The sequence below is a fragment of the Nonomuraea sp. AD125B genome, from assembly GCF_041402765.1.
GTDB classification, from domain to species: Bacteria; Actinomycetota; Actinomycetes; order Streptosporangiales; family Streptosporangiaceae; genus Nonomuraea; species Nonomuraea bangladeshensis.
Window position 1 is genome coordinate 874,478 of record NZ_JBGLOU010000002.1, and the last position, 16,117, is coordinate 890,594.

Annotated in this window: 12 protein-coding genes; 7 read left to right on the plus strand and 5 right to left on the minus strand. The window is 71.2% G+C overall.

Annotated features, from left to right (window positions below; genetic code table 11):
• Positions 1–73 precede the first annotated feature (73 nt).
• The 3 genes from ACBR40_RS09105 (at position 74) to ACBR40_RS09115 (ending at position 1,632) form a co-directional block, all read left to right on the plus strand.
• On the plus strand, positions 74–517 hold the full coding sequence (locus tag ACBR40_RS09105) for a MarR family winged helix-turn-helix transcriptional regulator (RefSeq protein WP_371248297.1): 444 nt from the start codon (positions 74–76) through the stop codon (positions 515–517).
• Positions 518–554: 37 nt separating this feature from the next.
• The gene (locus tag ACBR40_RS09110) at positions 555–989 is read left to right on the plus strand and encodes a GNAT family N-acetyltransferase (RefSeq protein ID WP_344207232.1); all 435 of its coding nucleotides are present in this window, start codon (positions 555–557) and stop codon (positions 987–989) included.
• Positions 990–1,113: 124 nt separating this feature from the next.
• Positions 1,114–1,632 carry a hypothetical protein gene (locus ACBR40_RS09115; protein ID WP_371248298.1) on the plus strand — a complete coding sequence of 173 codons (519 nt, stop codon included), beginning with the start codon at positions 1,114–1,116 and terminating at the stop codon, positions 1,630–1,632.
• An 8-nt stretch (positions 1,633–1,640) separates the two neighbouring features.
• Here the strand turns inward: ACBR40_RS09115 and ACBR40_RS09120 are convergent, their stop codons facing one another.
• Together ACBR40_RS09120 and ACBR40_RS09125 are read right to left on the minus strand one after the other, a co-directional pair.
• On the minus strand, positions 1,641–4,709 hold the full coding sequence (locus tag ACBR40_RS09120; protein ID WP_371248299.1) for a BTAD domain-containing putative transcriptional regulator: 3,069 nt from the start codon (positions 4,707–4,709) through the stop codon (positions 1,641–1,643).
• A gap of 130 nt (positions 4,710–4,839) precedes the next feature.
• Positions 4,840–5,421 (minus strand): dihydrofolate reductase family protein, encoded by a 582-nt coding sequence (locus ACBR40_RS09125; RefSeq protein WP_371248300.1) that lies wholly within the window; start codon positions 5,419–5,421, stop codon positions 4,840–4,842.
• Between the two features lie 343 nt (positions 5,422–5,764).
• Here ACBR40_RS09125 and ACBR40_RS09130 point away from each other — a divergent pair, with 343 nt between their 5' ends.
• On the plus strand, positions 5,765–6,145 hold the full coding sequence (locus tag ACBR40_RS09130; RefSeq protein WP_364446833.1) for a DUF1622 domain-containing protein: 381 nt from the start codon (positions 5,765–5,767) through the stop codon (positions 6,143–6,145).
• A gap of 15 nt (positions 6,146–6,160) precedes the next feature.
• Here ACBR40_RS09130 and ACBR40_RS09135 read toward each other — a convergent pair whose 3' ends face one another.
• Positions 6,161–7,894, minus strand: coding sequence for a polysaccharide deacetylase family protein (locus tag ACBR40_RS09135; protein WP_371248301.1), 1,734 nt, complete (start codon positions 7,892–7,894; stop codon positions 6,161–6,163).
• A 318-nt stretch (positions 7,895–8,212) separates the two neighbouring features.
• Here ACBR40_RS09135 and ACBR40_RS09140 point away from each other — a divergent pair, with 318 nt between their 5' ends.
• A complete protein-coding gene (locus tag ACBR40_RS09140; RefSeq protein WP_371248302.1) occupies positions 8,213–9,202 on the plus strand; it encodes an aldo/keto reductase in 990 nt (329 codons plus the stop codon).
• A 102-nt stretch (positions 9,203–9,304) separates the two neighbouring features.
• A complete protein-coding gene (locus ACBR40_RS09145; RefSeq protein ID WP_371248303.1) occupies positions 9,305–11,578 on the plus strand; it encodes a hypothetical protein in 2,274 nt (757 codons plus the stop codon).
• A 274-nt stretch (positions 11,579–11,852) separates the two neighbouring features.
• Here the strand turns inward: ACBR40_RS09145 and ACBR40_RS09150 are convergent, their stop codons facing one another.
• Complete coding sequence (locus ACBR40_RS09150) at positions 11,853–12,632, minus strand: hypothetical protein (RefSeq protein ID WP_371248304.1); 780 nt, start codon at positions 12,630–12,632, stop codon at positions 11,853–11,855.
• Between the two features lie 429 nt (positions 12,633–13,061).
• Between ACBR40_RS09150 and ACBR40_RS09155 the strand changes: the two genes are divergently transcribed.
• Positions 13,062–14,027: an ankyrin repeat domain-containing protein gene (locus ACBR40_RS09155; RefSeq protein ID WP_371248305.1), complete on the plus strand. Its 966-nt coding sequence runs from the start codon at positions 13,062–13,064 to the stop codon at positions 14,025–14,027.
• Positions 14,028–14,258: 231 nt separating this feature from the next.
• Here the strand turns inward: ACBR40_RS09155 and ACBR40_RS09160 are convergent, their stop codons facing one another.
• Positions 14,259–16,025: a PP2C family protein-serine/threonine phosphatase gene (locus ACBR40_RS09160; RefSeq protein WP_371248306.1), complete on the minus strand. Its 1,767-nt coding sequence runs from the start codon at positions 16,023–16,025 to the stop codon at positions 14,259–14,261.
• Positions 16,026–16,117: the final 92 nt, after the last annotated feature.

Below are 16,117 nucleotides of genomic sequence, written 5' to 3' on the forward strand. Positions count from 1 at the left end.
GATGCTTGATTCAATCAAGCACGTAGCTTGGCACAGATACTTGAGTGCATCAAGTTCTTGCTAGGATGGCGCCATGGCCATACCGACGGGGCCCGTCACCGCGTCGACGGACGCCGAACGGGCGATGTTCGACTTCGTTGACGCCTACGATCGCGCCTATGAGAACGCCGCCCTGGAGCACGGGCTGAGCGTGGCCCAAGCCTGCGTGCTCGGGCGGCTCGCCCGGCAGGTCGGGATGCGGGAGCTGGCCGACGAGCTCGGCTGCGACGCGTCCAACGTCACGCAGATCATCAGCAGGCTGGAGGCGCGCGGCCTCGTCCGACGTCAGCCTCATCCCGACGACCGCCGCTCCCGGCAGATCGTCCGGACCCCGGAGGGCGCCCTCCTCTACGCCGCCTTCGAGAAGTCCTTCGAGTTCGCCCGGTCCGCCGCCGCCAATCTGACCGCCCGCGAGCAGGACCAGCTGGCCGCTCTGCTCCGCAAGGCCCTCCACGGACCACGGGATCCGGACGCCTGACCGGACGGCCCCTCGTCCCCCATCCGAAAGGACCACTGTGGTCACCATCCGCCGCGCCACCCCTGACGACGCCCCCACCGTCTACGACCTCATCCACGGCCTCGCCGAGCACCAGGACCAGTCCTGGGGCGTCACGGTGAGCGTCGACGACCTGAAGCGGATGCTGGCCCGTCCGGAGATCACGTACCTGATCGCCGAGCGGGACGGCCGGGCCGTCGGCTACGTCTCCTGGCTGGAACGCGTCAGCTTCTGGTCCGGGCAGGACTACCTCCACCTGGACGACCTGTACGTGACCGCCGCCGAGCGGGGCCACGGCGTGGGCGAGCAGCTCATGCGGGCGGCAGCCGAAGCCGCGGGCGGCAAGGTGATCCGCTGGGAGGTCGCCGAGGCCAACACGGCGGCACACCGCTTCTACCAGCGCATCGGCGCCACCCTCACCAGCAAGAAGATCGCCCGCTGGCAGCCCGGCTGACGCGCGATCGCGCTGACGACCGGCTGCGCACCCCTGTCAGCGGCGCATCTGCGCGCTGTCAGCGCCGCTGACCATCATCGTCCTCAGCACCGATCACCTGACCCGTAGCTGAGGAGAACCCGACATGATGACCTTCGCCGCGATCCTGCAACTGCTCGTCGCCCTGGCCTTCGTGAGCATCCCGCTGGTCCGTCACCGCTTCGGCGGCAGCGCGAAGGCGAACGCCGAGGCGGAGCTGCGTCGCCAGGGCGTTCCCGTCACCGTCCTGGCCGAGAACAAGCTCAGCTTCGACGCGAGCGGCCACGAGACGGCGGTCCCCCTCACCGTCGCCGGCGTCATGCTGGTCGTGGCCACGCTCAATCTGCTGGCGAACCCCTGGGGAGAGACGCTGACCTGGGTCTTCCAGTCGATCGTGCTCGCCGGCAACGTCCTCATCGTGTACAGCAACCTGACCGCGGCCAAGTCCGTCCAGGCCGCCTTCGAGCGCAAGGGCGACCCCATGTTGCAGCGCATCGACGTCCGGGCGCTGCTCAATGCGGCGGAGAAGGGCTTCCCCGCCTGGGTGTGGGTCCTGCAGAACGTCCGGAACGTCGTGGTGTTCGCCGGCTCCGCCCTGGCCCTGGTGGCGGCCGCGGTCGCGTAGCGGCCGGGTCACCGGGGTCCCGGGTCCTGTCCCTGGACCTCGGCCAGCCGGTCGATCGCCTGCTGCCGGGGCAGGTCGGCGCCCTCGCGATAGGCCGCGCGGTAGCCGTCCTCGCCCAGTCGCCCGACCAGCTCGCTGATCACGGCGCGGATCTCGGGATCGCCGTGATCGAGCACCCCCTTGATCCTCTCGCTCATGCCCAGCGCGCCCGCCGCGCCCTTCGCGTCGCCCTCCAGGGCGAGCAGCCTGCCCAGCCACTCGCACGCGGTGGCGAGCTGGCCGGGGTTCCCGTAGGCGAAAGAGCCCTGCACTGCCTGCGGGAGCAGCGCGCGCGCCCGCGCCGCCGCGCCCTCGGCCAGCAGGAGCGACACCCGTTCACCTGCGATCAGCCCTCGGACGATGTCCTCGGGCAGCGGCGTGCGATGGGCGAGCGTCTCCAGCCGGTCCAGCACCTGGTGGGCCCGCTGGTACTCGCCCGACCGGCGGAACACCGCCGCCTGATGGTTCATGAGCGTGGTCTCCAGGCGCCGCAGGCCGCGCTCTCTGGCCTGGCGCAGACCGGCCTCGATGTCCCGCATGGCGCCGTCCAGGTCACCGCTGCGGGCCCGGGCCGCCACCAGCCGTCCCTTGGACCAGGCCAGATGCTCTTCCGTGCCGAGCTCGGAGCTGATGACCACGGCCCGCTCGGCGGCCCCGATCGCCTGCTCGTAGTTGCCGCGGACGTCCTCGTCCATGCTGATGGCCAGCAGGGCCATCACCATCCCCCAGCGATCGCCGACCTGCTCGAAGGCCCGTAACGCCTCCCGCCGCTCCTGCGCGCCGGTGGTCATGTCCCCCTGCTGGGTACGGACGAAGTCCTGCGCCCACAACGCGCTGGCCCGTACCCACGGGTCAGGAGAGTTCAGCGCGTGCTCCAGCTCGGCCTGGCCCTGGTCGGTGGAGGCGAGCCGGGACAGCCGGAACAGCGGCACCGCCGGATGGAAGCTCAGCGCCCGCCGGTCCAGGCTGGGCGGCTGCCGATCCGCTCGCCCGTCGATCCCCACCCCCTGGACCACCTGGAAGGCCGCCCGCACGTCCGCCGGCAGCTCGTCGCCGAACGCCAGCACTTCGGTGACGTACGTCTCGAACTGGCGGCTCATGCCCTTGATGCCCCAGTACCAGAACAGCGCGCGCACGAATCTCGACGTCGTGAGCGCGTCGCGGGCGGCGAGGGCCCATCGCAGCGCGTGGATCAGGTTGTCGTGTTCCGCGTCGAACGCGCTGATCGCGCGGAGCTGCTCGCCGGTGCGCAGCAGCGGCTCGTGCTCCTCGGCGAAGGTCAGGAAATATTCGGACAGCCGCCGGGCGACGTCGTCTCCCGACTCGGCCAGCCGGTCCGCCATGTAGGCACGTACGGTCTCCAGCATGCGGTAACGTCCGGAAACCTCCTGAACGATGGACTTCTCCACCAGCGAGCCGATCACCTGCAGCACCTCGACGGCGGGAAGCGCGTCGTCGGCGCAGATCGCCTCCAGCGCCGGCAGGTCCGCCCCGCCGGGGAACGCCGACAGCCGCCGGGCCAGCGTCCGCTCCGCGTCGTCCAGCAGGTCCCAGCTCCACTCGACCATGGCGAGCAGCGTGCGCTGGCGCGGAAGCGCGGTCCTGCTGCCCGAGGTCAGCAGCCTGAACCGGTCGTCGAGCCGCCGCACGATGTCCTTGACGCTCATCACGCGCAGTTTCGCGGCCGCCAGTTCGAGCGCCAGCGGCATGCCGTCGAGCCTGCGGCAGATCTCCACCACGTCGTCCACCGTGGTCTCGTCGAGGGCGAAGCCGGGCCGGACGCCATTCGCGCGATCGGCGAAGAGCCGTACCGACGCCGCCTGCCCGGCCTCGGCCGGGTCGGTGTCGGCGGCGGGCAGGTCGAGCGGCCCGAGGTGGCACAGCGTCTCCCCGTTGATCGCGAGGGCTTCCCTGCTGGTGGCCAGGATCTTCAGGTGCGGGAGCCGTACGAGCAGCTGTTCGGCCAGGTCGGCGGCGGCCTCGACCAGGTGCTCGCAGTTGTCGAGCAGCAGCACGCCCCCGCCGGCGTCGAGCAGGTTCGCGATGCGGTCGAGCGGGGTGGCCTGCTGGAGCCGCCCGTTGTCGTAGAGGCGGCTGTCGGAGGAGCTGAGCACGCCGAGGACGGCGTCGGCCAGGCGGCCCGGCTCGCTCACGCCGGCCAGCGGCACGAACCACACGCGCTCGCGCAGCTCCGACGCGGCCTCCAGCGACAACCTCGTCTTGCCGGCGCCGCCAGGGCCGACGACGGTGACCAGCCGCCCCTCTGCCAGCAGCTCCGCCACCTGCCGCAGCTCGGCTTCCCGGCCGAAGAACCTGGTCAGCCGGGCGGGCAGGCGGCTCGGCTCGGCCTCCACCCACGCCACCGGCCGGTCCAGCTCCCCGCGCAGCAGGGCGAGATGAACCTCCGCCAGCGCCCGTGAGGGGTCCACACCCAGCTCGTCGCCCAGCCTGGCGCGGATCTCCTCGTAGACCGCGAGCGCGTCCGACTGGCGTCCGGCCGCCGACAAAGCCCGCATCCTCAGCTCGGCCAGCCGTTCACTCAGCGGATGCTCCGAAGCCGCCGCGCCGAGGTCCGCCAGCACCTCCGCGTGCCGGCCGAGCCGCAGCTCGGCGTCGAAACGGTCCTCGGCCGCCCCGGCGAGCAGGTGGTGCAGCCGGGTGGCGCTGTTACGGGCGAACGCGGCCTCCTGGACGTTCTCCAGCGCCCTCCCCCGCCACAGGCCGAGGGCGGCGCGCAACGCGGCGGCGGCCTCCTCGGGGCGGTTCGCGGCCAGCTCGCGCCGGCCCTGCGCGGCCAGATCCTCGAACCGGTACGCGTCCACGTCCTGAGCAGCCACCGGCAGCCGGTAACCGCCGGCCACCAGCTCCACCGTCCCCGCCTCGCCCAATGCCCTGCGCAACCGGGACACCAGCCCCTGCAGCGCGCTGGTGGCGCCCGCCGGCGGCTCGTCGTCCCACAAGTCGGCGATCAGCGCGTCCGCGCTCACCGGGCGACCGGCCGCCAGCGCGAGCCTGGCCAGCAGCGTTCGCAGCCGCAAGCCGCCGATGTCGATCGGTCTCCCGTCCGCGGCCAGTACCTCCACCGCGCCAAGCAGCACAATTTGCACCCCGAAAGCCTCTCAGACCTCGCAGCGAAGCTCGGCACTGCAGCCGCTTGGCTCAGACGGGTCAGCGGCGCACCCGACAGCGCAGGTGAAGCACGCGGTTGCCCTGGATCACCACGTCAGGGTCCTCCAACAGGTGCTGCGCGTGGACCGACCCGAAGTAGCGCTTGCCGGACCCGAACACGACGGGCACGACGTCCATGCGCACCTCGTCGACCAGGCCCGCGGCCAGCACCTGGCCACCGACGTCGCCGGCGGCGACCTCGATCAAGCGGTCACCCGCGAGCTCCCGCGCCTTGGCCACGGCCGCCTCGACGCCGTCGACGAAGTGAAACGGCGCCTCGGGGTCCCAGCCCTCGGGCTGCGGCCGGTGCGTCACGACGACCACGTGGTCGATCCCGCTCGGCGGCTTGCCGCCCCAGCCGTCCGTCAGGTCGAAGACGTGGCGGCCGACGATCGTGACGCCGATCTGGTCCCAGTACGCCCGGGTGTAGTCGTAGGAGGTCCGCGACACCTTCAGCTGGCCGCTCTCGTCCAGCGGGACGTCACCGCTGGACAACCAGTCGAACAGCGGTCCGGGCTGGTCGTTCTCGTCCGCGACGAAGCCGTCCAACGACACCGAGCTGTACATGACGACCTTGCCCACGGACCTCTCCTCTGCTTCGGGGTGGCCAGCAACGCCGCCGGCATTGGCGGCAGCGTCAGCCGCGCGTACGGCGGCGCGCCCTCCAGGTAGTAGAGGTCGTCGATCAGCGCGTCCAGCGGCGGTCGCGGCGCTCTGGACACGTACTTCACGCCCCCGGTATCGCCGACGCCCCGCGCTGCTCACCAGGAACTGAGACGCCACCGGCACGCTCGACAAGACAGGTGAAAGGCTTGGTCATCACTGGTCGAAAGCGTACGTGCTGACGTCTGTCGCCCTGTTGTCGTGCCTGTGGCGGGGAATTTCACGAAAGGCAGTTTCATGAGCCCCGGCCGGGAGGCATGACATGGACACGAGTTTCGCGAATCTCGTGGAACGGGTCGGCCAGGCGGTTGACGTGGCCGGTGTCGCCCTCATCGTGCTGGGCGCCCTGATGGCCACCGTACGCTTCGCTCTCAGTGCCATCAGCCGGCAAGGGCCCTTCCACGACGCCTACCGGGGATATCGGCAGGGTTTGGGCCGAGCCATCCTGCTCGGATTGGAGTTCCTCGTGGCCGGTGACATCATCCGGACGGTGGCCGTGGCCCCTACCTTTGCCAGTGTCGGCGTCCTCGCGCTCATCGTGATAGTCCGGACCTTTCTCAGCTTCTCCTTGGAGATAGAGCTGGAGAACCGCCTGCCGTGGCAGACGCCCCCGCAACAGCGCATGAGCCGGCAAGGTTCTTGAGGGCGCGCCGGCCTGTCACCACCGTACGGGCAGCGTCCCGATGAAGCGGCCGAGCGCGCCCGCCAGGAGCCGGTGGTCGTGCAGCGACGGGTGCCAGTCGCAGCCGAGCAGGTCGAGCCCGAGGGCGTCGTTGTCGTAGTGGAGCGCCGACACCCGGGTGTCGCCCTGGCTGTTGCGCTCCCGGACGACCTGCTGGACGGAGTCCGCCAGCGGCGTGCCGGACATCGTCGGGTAGGTCAGCACGATGGACGTGCTTGGGCCGTACCGGAGGCGGAGCTTGGCCAGGAAACCCAGGTAGGCGGCCCGGAAGTCGGCGGCGAGCGCGGCGGTGTCGGCCCACGGCTCGCCGGGGTTGAGCGGGGTGGAGAAGTCGTTGATGCCGAGGCCGACCACGACGACCTGGGGCCTCCAGGTCCTGGGCGGCTGCCAGGCCGCGGTGCCGGCCGCCTGGAGGGTCCGGTCGTAGTACGTGCGGAAGTCGGTGCCGGGGCTGCTGCCGTTGTAGTTGCGTACCATGCCCATCCCGGACCAGGCCGTGAGCTGGTGGTCGGCGTTCAGCGCGCGGGCGGTGAGGGCGCCGAAGGTCTGGTCGGCGTTGGAGTTGGGGTTGATCCCGCCGCTCGCCGAGCAGTCGCGGCTGGTGGACATGTTGCCGTAGCCGGCGGTCCAGGAGTCGCCGATGAACTCGATCTGCCGGGCGCGGGCGGTGGGCGGGGCGAGGACGCGGCCCCCGGGCGCGGCGACGAGCCCGCCGAACTCGCCGGGCGTCCACGGGCTCTCGGTCCGCTTGGCGAGGCGTACGGTGTGCACGCCGCCGCCGAGGCCGGTCACCCAGTGCGTGGTCCTGCCGGGCGTCCGCAGCGTGACCGGTGCGCCGCCGTCGATCTGTACGTCGTAGTCGTTGGCGGCGTCGTTCAGCTCGATCCCGACCCCGGTGCCCTGGAAGCGGCCCTCGAAGGTGACGCCCGGCCAGGTGTAGCGCACGCTGTCGCCCAGGTCCTCGACCCGGCCGGCGGTGCGGGCACCGGCCGGGGTGTGGCCGGGGGCGACCGCCCGGCCGGTGACCGGCGAGATCCTTCCGGCGCACAGGCCGCGCTCGCGCAGGTCGGCGGCGATCCGCGGGATGGCCCGGACGGTGTTCGCGGGCCAGTCGTGCATGAGGATCACGTCGCCGGACCGCAGCTCCCTGGCCTTCGCCGCGATCTGGTCGGCGGTGGCGTTGTTCCAGTCCTGGGAGTCCACGTCGGCGTTGATCTCGGTGAGGCCGTGCCGGAGCTCCACCGCGCGCAGCCCCTCGTCGGTCTCCAGGTAGGGCGGGCGGAACAGGCGGGGCGTGGCGCCGGTGACCCGCGTGATGACGTCCTGGGTCCGGGAGATCTGCGCGTTCTGCTGCTCGGCGGTGAGCTGCGTCATGTGGGGGTGGTCCCAGCTGTGGTCGCCGATCCACATGCCGGCCCTGACCTGCTGCCTCGTCAGGTCCGGGTACGCCTCCACGTTCTGGCCGACGTTGAACATGGTGGCACGCAGCCCGGCGGTTCTGAGGGCGGCCAGCAGGGCGGGGGTGTTGCCGGGGGTGGGCCCGTCGTCGAAGGTCAGCCCCACGTAGCCGGAGCAGGCGCGGCCGGGGGCGCCGGTGCCCGCCGACGCCCGCGCCCGCGGCGCGACCAGGGCCGCCGCGACGAGAGCGGCCACGAGAGCCGCCGCCACGAAGGCCGCGCTCCGCAGTCTCCACCACCGTAAGACGTGCACTGTCCACTCCTTTGGCCGACCGACACGAACGAAGGGGAACGTCTGCCGCTCGGCCCGGTTCTCACCGGATCGCGGCGATGGGGACGTTAAGGTGCCGGGTCGCACTCACGGGCGCAGAGGGGCAGAAGTGCGGCCAACGGTCGTCGGCGCTCTGCGAACGGTCGTTCCGCGCGCCTCGTCCGTGAAAGTTACCCGCGCCCGGCCCGTACCACCCTGTCGTCCCTGGCGGCCGCGGGCCGCCCCCTCAGGCCGGGCCTTCCTCGCCTGCTGATCGGATCACACTGGAAGTCGGAACCGCACACAAGGGAGAAATGCCGCATGCGCACTCATCGGCTCGGGCACACCACGACAGAGGTCACCGAACTGGGCTTCGGGGGCGGGCCGCTGGGCGGCCTGTTCGAACCGCTGGATGACGACACCGCGGCGCAGGCGCTGACGGCCGCCTGGGACGCGGGGATCCGCTACTTCGACACCTCGCCGCACTACGGCATCGGGCACTCCGAGCGCCGCATCGGTGAGCTGCTGCGCGGCAAGCCGCGGGCGGAGTTCACGTTGTCGACGAAGGTCGGGCGGCTGCTGGTCCCGCAGGATCCGATGGGCCGGATGGACGAGGGCTTCGCCGTGCCGGCCACCCACCGCCGGGTCTGGGACTTCTCACGTGACGGCATCCTGCGCAGCGTCGAGGACTCGTTGGCCCGCATGGGCGTCGACCGGATCGACGTGCTGTATCTGCACGATGCCGAGGAGCACTTCGAGGCCGCCCTGCGCGACGGGTATCCGGCGCTGGCCGAGTTGCGCGCCCAGGGCGTGGTCGGCGCCGTCGGCGCGGGCATGTACCACCCCGGCAAGCTGACCCGCCTGGTGCGGGAGACCGACGCGGACGTGATCATGCTGTCGGGCCGCTACACGCTGCTGGACCACACCGCCCTGGACGAGCTGCTGCCCGCCTGCGTCGAACGCGGCGTGTCCGTCCTGGCCGCCTCCGTCTTCAACTCCGGTCTGCTGGCGACCGACCGGCCTGCCGAGGGGGCGCGTTTCGACTACGCGCCCGCCGACCCGCGGCTGGTGGAACGGGTCAACCGCATCGCGGATGTCTGCGAGGCGCACGGAGTGACCGTCCCCCAGGCCGCCATGGCCTTCCCGCTGCGCCACCCCGCAGTGGCGGGCATCGTGGTCGGGATGCGCTCGGCGCAGGAGGTGCGGCTCAACACCGCCGCGTTCTCGGCCGACGTCCCGGCAGGGTTGTGGTCCGATCTGCGCGACGAGGGCCTGCTGGACGAACGCGCCCCGGTGGACGTGGCGCCCTGAGGCGCGGTCGGCGGCGGACTGCGCGAGTTGGCGCTTGATCAACTTGGCCGGGGATCAGTAGGGTTGGGCGCTTTCCTCCTCACCCCCCTCCCGGAGTGCCTCATGCGCCGCCATCGTTTCGGCCGGCTCGCCGCCGGCTTCGCGGCTCTCTACCTGGCCGCCGTGATCGTCCTTGCCGTCGTCGGACTGGTCACCGGCGACCTCGTCCCGCTGTGGCGAGTCGTCGCGGAACCGAACGGCTTCACGGCGGACCAGATCCGGGCGTGGCCGTGGCTGGCCGCCCTGCTGGTGCCGATCGCGGCGGTGCAGGCGTGGGCGTACCGGGAGGTGTTGCGCGGGCGGCTGCGCGGGGAACCGGCGCGGAACGGCCGGGAGGTGCGACTGCTGCGGGCCGGTCTCTACGCCACGGTCGCGTACCTCCTGGCCTGGGAACTGCCGATCCCCTACCTGTGGTGGATGTCGCTGGTCGCCGACGTGATCGAGCTCGCGGTGATGTGGCTGTTCTACCGCGTGCTGTCGGGGACCACCCGCCGATGGCTGCGGGTCCTCATGCTCGTGACCGGCACGCTCAGCGTGGTGCACTACGCCGTCACCACCATCGCGTACGAGACGGGCAACCACCTCTTCTCCGGGCAGAACTGGACCTGGGCGCTGGACATCCTGCGGTCGCTGTGGCTGGTGTCGCTGTTGGTGGCGCAGGCACGGAATCCGCGTTGGAGCGGCGCGACGGTACGGGCCGGCGTGATCGCCGTCCTCTTCTCGCTCCTTTCGCCCGGCTCGATGTCGATCATCACGTTCGGCAGCCCGGACGAGGTGCCGTGGAAGCTGCTGATTCCCTCGCTGATAGGCGCGGTCTCGGTCTTCTCGCTGGTCTGGTGGGCGCGGTCCGCGCATGACCTGGGCACGCTCCAGCCTCCCGTCCCCCGGACGGAGCCCGTGCGGGCGCGGGCCAGGTGGTGGCCGCTGCCGGCCGTGGCGGTCGTGCTCCCGCTGGTCCCCGCGGCCGTGAACCTCGCGCAGGGAGTGCCGTTCTGGCTCGGACCGAAGAACGTGCTGGGCGACGTGGTACGCGAGTACACCGGGGCGGAGGCCACCGCGTACTGGTTCGCGCTCGACCTCCTCGTCGGCGTCGGCGCGCCGGCGGTGCTGATCCTGGTCGCCGTGCGGCGGCGGACGCGCACGTTGCTGCGCGCCACGACGCTGAGCCTGTTCCTGCTGGGCGGGGCCGGCGCCGTGAGCGCGTTCACCTCTGAGCACTCCACCTTCTTCGGGGAGCTGTGGCTCTACCCGGAAAGCCTCTACGTCGAGCCGGGCGCCACCGTCCCCTACGAGGGCGCCCAGCTCCTGTCCCCCGGCATCTCCCCGCTCTGGTACGCCCTCGCGCTCACCGCCTCCGGCCTCATCCTGCTCCTCCTGTACGCCGCCCCGCCCGCCCACCGCGTCCGCGGCCACGTCCTGCTGGCGGGGCTCGCCTCGGCCGTGATCCTGTGCCTGCTGCCCGCAGCGGACACGGCCCGCGGCCCCGTCACGGACTGCGCCTTGCCCGAGCCGTGGGAGATCGACACGGGCAGGGCGGAGCCTCGTGAGCTGACGGCCGAGCAGAAGTTCGTGTGCTCCCTGCGCGGCGAGTACGGCGCACGGGGCCTGCACGTGTTCCCCGGCACCACGCCCGACCAGGTCGTGCTCGCCTACGGGCGCCGCCTGTGCGGCGTCCACACCCGCAACGACCCACGGGAGCTGGCCCGGCTGAAGATCGACCGCGCGTCCCTCACCTATCCTCTGGCCGGCATCTGCCCCAGCGCCGCCACCATCGTCCAGGCCGCGAAGACCAAGCAGGACCAGGAGATCGCGGCGATGCAGGCCGATGCCCAAGCCATGTGCGACGCCACGCCGCGTCACCGTCCGCGCATCAGGCCGGCGCGGGCGATCCGGATGAAGGAGCCGCAGTGGACCGACTACGGGGTGCTGCAGACGTACGAAGGGGATGGAGAGTGGGAGACCGAGCCGGACCTGGACCCCGGCAACGGACTGGTCTCCTCCGCGCCCGGCGTCCTGGCCGTCATGACGCACTCCGACTTCGACCTCTGCGTCACCCTGGAGACCTACACCCGCCGGCCGCCCGTCGAGACCAAGGGCTGGGACAAGGTGGTCGAGGTCGGCTACTACAGCCCGGGCGGCGAGATCGTGCTCTACGACAACCTCAGCGGCACCGAGCTGCCCAACCTCGCCCTCAACGGACGGAAGGGGCACTACCGCATCCGCGTGCACTACGCCTGGTTCCCCTGGAAGGGCGAGGCGCAGAGCGGGCAGCGGCTGCTCATCATGGCGTATCCCGGCAAGGGCGACAAGGAGATCGTCCACCGGAACCGGAAGTGACCTGGTTCTCCAACTGCCGAGGTTTCATCCGCTTCGGCGCCGATGGCGCTGCGGGCGTCGCTGCGTTCGTCCGCGGGGGCGCCGGTCAGGTGCCGGTCGATCGGTGGCCAGGTCCCATGCCCGCACACGCCCGTGCGGCTCACCTTCTGGCACTGGGTTGTCCCAGGTCAATAGTCGACCAGCGCTATGAGAGCGGCGTGGCATCGCCGTGCCGATGCCGCCCGCCCCTGCGGCGACCAGGACGTTCTGGCCAGCCAGGCCGGGGTCGATCGCGTCAGGAGACCTTGGACGAAGCTGCCGCCCAGGTGTTGCAGGAGGCCGGGTCGGCGGTGCGGAACCCGGCCTTGACCCATCGCTTGCGGTTGGCGGCCTTGCCGTACTCGGCGGAGTCTTGGTAGTAGGACGCCGTGACCCTCTTCCAGTCCCCCGCGGTCTTGCCCGGCAGCGGCCAGACGCTCTTGACGAAGGCCGCGCCCAGGCATGCTGCCTGCAGGTACATGCGCCGCCTCTGTTCGAGGTGCTCGGCCTTGCTGCCGGCTCTGAGGTCCTCGCCGGCGTCGTAGAGACCGGCCAGCTTCTGCACGTGGTAACCGTAGGTGGCGGCGATCGTCTGGAAGAGGTCGAGGCCGGTGACGGGTCCGAGGAGCCAGTACTCGCCGATCTTGAAGGACAGCGTGCGGTCCCAGTCGCAGTACCACACCGTGGACGGCTGGATCGTCTCGCCGTCCTCGGACGCGCAGTAGTTCTTGGGCAGGCGGGTCACGTACCGCACCTTGACCGGCTCATAGGGCAGGCCGGCCGCCTTCAGGTGCTGTCCCCACGTGTTCTCCAGGCAGCGCAGGGCCTCGTTGATGTACGTACGGGCCTCGGCGGTCGTCACGGGCTCGTCCGGCAGGTCGTCACAGGTCGTGGTGGGCAGCGGCCCGGCCTGGTACAACGCGTTCTTGACGAGCACGGGGTTCTTCACGGGATACGCCGAGGCGTGCGCGGCCGCCGTGACGGTCAAGGGGGTGAGGAGGGCGCAGGCGAGTGCCGCGATCTTGAGGGGCTTCACGATGGGTGAGAATAGGGGCTTGCGGGGTTGGAGCGCCATATCGATACCGGCCTGGAGCTGGAGCCATTGATCCGCGACGCACGCCGCCCGCCGGACGAAACGGCCAAGCCCTTGGCCGCTGGCTTCCCGTCGGTGGCGGCAACCGCGCTCGTGGCGATGCCGAAGCGGCCCGGCTGGTCCTGCGGCAACTCGCCGCCCCGGTGGAGTCCTGTCGACCCCAGCGGGTGAGCTGGTAGCCCATGCACGGGATCGCCGGTGGCCCGTCCGGGGCCGGCGTGGTGCAGCCCACCAGCACGAACATCAGCGCAGGCGACCGGATGAGCCCCGCATGCAGCCTCCCAGGAACGACCCGCCACCGGTCGTTCTCCGTTTTGTCGGTCTGCTCCTCCATGATCTACCGCATCACCCGTCACAGGCTGAAGGAGCAACATGCCCACCACGCCCCCGTCCGGCGACTGGTCCGGGATCGGCTGGAACGACTGGAGCGACCTCGCTCTCATCCGCGCCCGCCTCGACGCCGGCGCCGACCCCCACGGGAACGTGTACTACTACGGCCGGCCGTTACGCGCCGCCGCCGCGTACGGCTCGCCCGAGGTGGTCGCCGAGCTGGCCCGGCGGGTCGACGACGTCGACACCGAGTACGAGGGCCGCACCGCGCTCTGGGAGGCCGTCTTCGCCGACCGCCCCGGCAACGCCCGCGTCCTGGCCGACGCCGGAGCGGACCCGTGGCGGCCGATGATGTCCGGCTGGTCCCCAGGACGGCTCAGCCTGGCCACGCCGACCCCGGACCTGTTCCCCCTGCCGCCGGGCGAGCCGGGCCTGTCCCCCGCCGAGTCCGCCGCCGTGGCGGAGGCCCGACGGCTGATCACGGCGCTCGGCGACTTCGAGGACGACGGCCTGGGCCTGGCGTGCGTGGCCGGCGTCACCGCCGCCGAGGCGGTCCGCAGGCTGGAGGCCGAGCCGGTCGCGCAGGACGAGGTGGAGGAGGTCCTGGAGGATCCGGCCGAGCTCTGGGAGGACAACCTCGACCTGGTCGGCGTCACGGACGTGCCGGGCGGCTGCGTGATCACACAGCCCTGGGGCTTCGGCCCGTCGAGCCCCCGGGTCAGCGAACGCCTCTCGGCCGGCACCGTCTGCTACGGGCTGTTCGCCAACCCCAAGAGCGGCAACCAGGGCAGCGTCGCCCGCGACGGCGTCATCGTGGAGTGGGACACCCACCCGGGCGGCGGCAGCGTCTCGCCCGACCAGACCGCCGCGGAGATCCTGGCGACGTACCTGTACCAGGGCCAGGCCATCGCCTACTGCTGCGCCGGCGCGGGCCTGCGGCTGCCCGACGCTCGTGCGATCATCGGCGAGTGCGACCTGTGGGTAAGACTTCCCGGCCATCTGGTCTGAGGCGGGTGTCACTCGTGGCGGCCATCGCGGACCTCCGCTGCTGGTGAACGCCTTTCACGGTCCCGGTATCCAGAGCCGGACCTGCCGGGCGCGGAACTCCAGCGTGCCCGCGCCCTCTCCAGCGGGGGCCGGGAGGGGGCGAGGCCGAGCCGACGGCGGCGGTAGGGACCGGCTCGTCACGAGGTCCGGCCCTCTCTCTAGCTGAGCCAGGGACGCGCAACCCGTGCCCCTTCAGAGCACCCGTGCGGCCAGGATGCAGACGTCGTCTTCCACGTGACCGCCGTCGAGGCGCTCCAAGATGCAGTCGATCATCGCCTCGGGATCCTCCTGGTAGCAGTCCTGCGCGGTCGAGAGCAGCACCTGGATGCCCGCGTCGAGGTCGCGTCCGCGCTTCTCGATGATCCCGTCGGTGTAGAGCAGGAGCAGGTCGCCGGCCTCCAGCTCGGTGGTGTTCAGCTCGTAGTCGGCTTCGAAGGCGCCGAGCAGCGGCCCCGACACGCCGTCCAGCAACCTGGCGCAGCCGTCCCGTACCAGCATGGGGGCGAGATGCCCGGCATTCGCCCAGACGAAGGTGCGCTTTGTGGCGTCGAAGTGGCCGACGACCATGGTGCCCGTGACGGGGTTGACGCTCTGGGCGAAATCCATGATCACGCTGTTCAGGAAGGTCACGAGCCGGTTCGCCGGTTCGCCGGTGTAGGCCAGCCCGGCCAGCCCCGCGCGCAGCTGAAGCATGAGGCCGGCAGCGGCCAGGCCATGGCCCATGGCGTCCCCGACCGCCAGCAGCACCTTGTCCTCACCGAGGCGCCGCGCCTTGAAGAAATCGCCGCCCAGCCGGGCGAGCTCCTCGGCCGGCAGGTAGCGCACGCCGACGGCCAGGCCCGGCAGGTGCATGAAGCGCTGACGGTTCGGCAGGATCACGGCCTGGAGATGTTCGGAGACCCGCTGCTGCTCCAGCGCGCGTTCCTCCTGCCGCACCGCCTGGGCCTGAACCCTGGCCATCGACCGCTCCCTACGCCGGTTACGCGTCACGTCCTGGACGAGGAAACGCAGCTTGACCGGCAGGCCCTCGGAGTCCAGCAACGGTTCGGCCACGACGCACAGGTGTCGCGTGCCGTGCCGGTGCCTGATTCTGAACTCCGTCTCGGCCGACTCCCGGCACTCCAGCAGCGTGTCGATCAGATCCTCGACAGCGGCCAGGTCCTCCGGCACCGCCAGCTTGGGCAAATCCTCCAGGGCGATCGGCTTTTCGCCGGGGTCGAGGCCCAGCATGTCGTACATCTGGGGCGTCCAGATCACCTGCCAGGTGGCAAGGTCCCACTCGCCCCAGCCGAGCTCCGCCAGCCGCTGGGCGCGGGACCAGCCGGAGATCAGCATGTCCTTCTCGTCGAGCACGCACCAGCTCAGCAGCATGCCGTCTATCACCCGGGCGGCGCGCACGGTCATCGTGACCGGCCAGAACCGCTCGCCCGAGATCTCCAGATGCTCGATCGCGCGGCGGAAGTAGGGCTCACCGCTCTCGTACGCCCTGATGTAGTCCTCCAGCAGCCCGGAAGTGCCGATGCCCGGGCTGATGGACATCAGCCGTCTGCCGATCATGTCGCACCGCTGGCCGGCCGGCGTCGTGCAGTGGCTGTTGGCGGCCAGGACGCGGAAGCCGACCACCCGTCCGACGGAGTCCCTGACCGGACAGAGCCAGGCGGCGGAGTCGTGGAAGGTTTCGAGCAGGGGATGGACCCAATCGGCGACCTCGGGCAGCGGACTGTCGTCCGGCGGCGGGGGCTGCACCATCCGAGCAGCTTCGAGCAGTTGCACCCCGCTGTTCTTCGCCATCTGCTTGAGCCGCTCGGCCGCCTCGCTGGGGCGGATGTCCAGGGTCATCGCCAGGTTGGCGACCGCGGTGTCGAGTACGGCCCTGCGCTGGACGAGCTCGTGCACCCGGGCGAGCTGCTCACGCACCTTCGCCACGGTGGCGGCGCTCTGGAAACGGCTCAGCGGCATGGCAGTGTCCACCCGCTTCCCGTTCCGCCAGGACCGTACCGGAAACGCCGTGCGAGAAACGGTGACAGCCCTTTGGGCAACCCTGTGGGAGT

What these genes read in the sequence shown, in the direction of transcription:
- ACBR40_RS09160 (WP_371248306.1), bottom strand. Translation starts at nt 16,025, where the DNA reads ATGCCGCTGAGCCGTTTCCAGAGCGCCGCCACCGTGGCGAAGGTGCGT.
- ACBR40_RS09145 (WP_371248303.1), top strand. Translation starts at nt 9,305, where the DNA reads ATGCGCCGCCATCGTTTCGGCCGGCTCGCCGCCGGCTTCGCGGCTCTC.
- ACBR40_RS09115 (WP_371248298.1), top strand. Translation starts at nt 1,114, where the DNA reads ATGATGACCTTCGCCGCGATCCTGCAACTGCTCGTCGCCCTGGCCTTC.
- ACBR40_RS09155 (WP_371248305.1), top strand. Translation starts at nt 13,062, where the DNA reads ATGCCCACCACGCCCCCGTCCGGCGACTGGTCCGGGATCGGCTGGAAC.
- ACBR40_RS09140 (WP_371248302.1), top strand. Translation starts at nt 8,213, where the DNA reads ATGCGCACTCATCGGCTCGGGCACACCACGACAGAGGTCACCGAACTG.
- ACBR40_RS09130 (WP_364446833.1), top strand. Translation starts at nt 5,765, where the DNA reads ATGGACACGAGTTTCGCGAATCTCGTGGAACGGGTCGGCCAGGCGGTT.
- ACBR40_RS09105 (WP_371248297.1), top strand. Translation starts at nt 74, where the DNA reads ATGGCCATACCGACGGGGCCCGTCACCGCGTCGACGGACGCCGAACGG.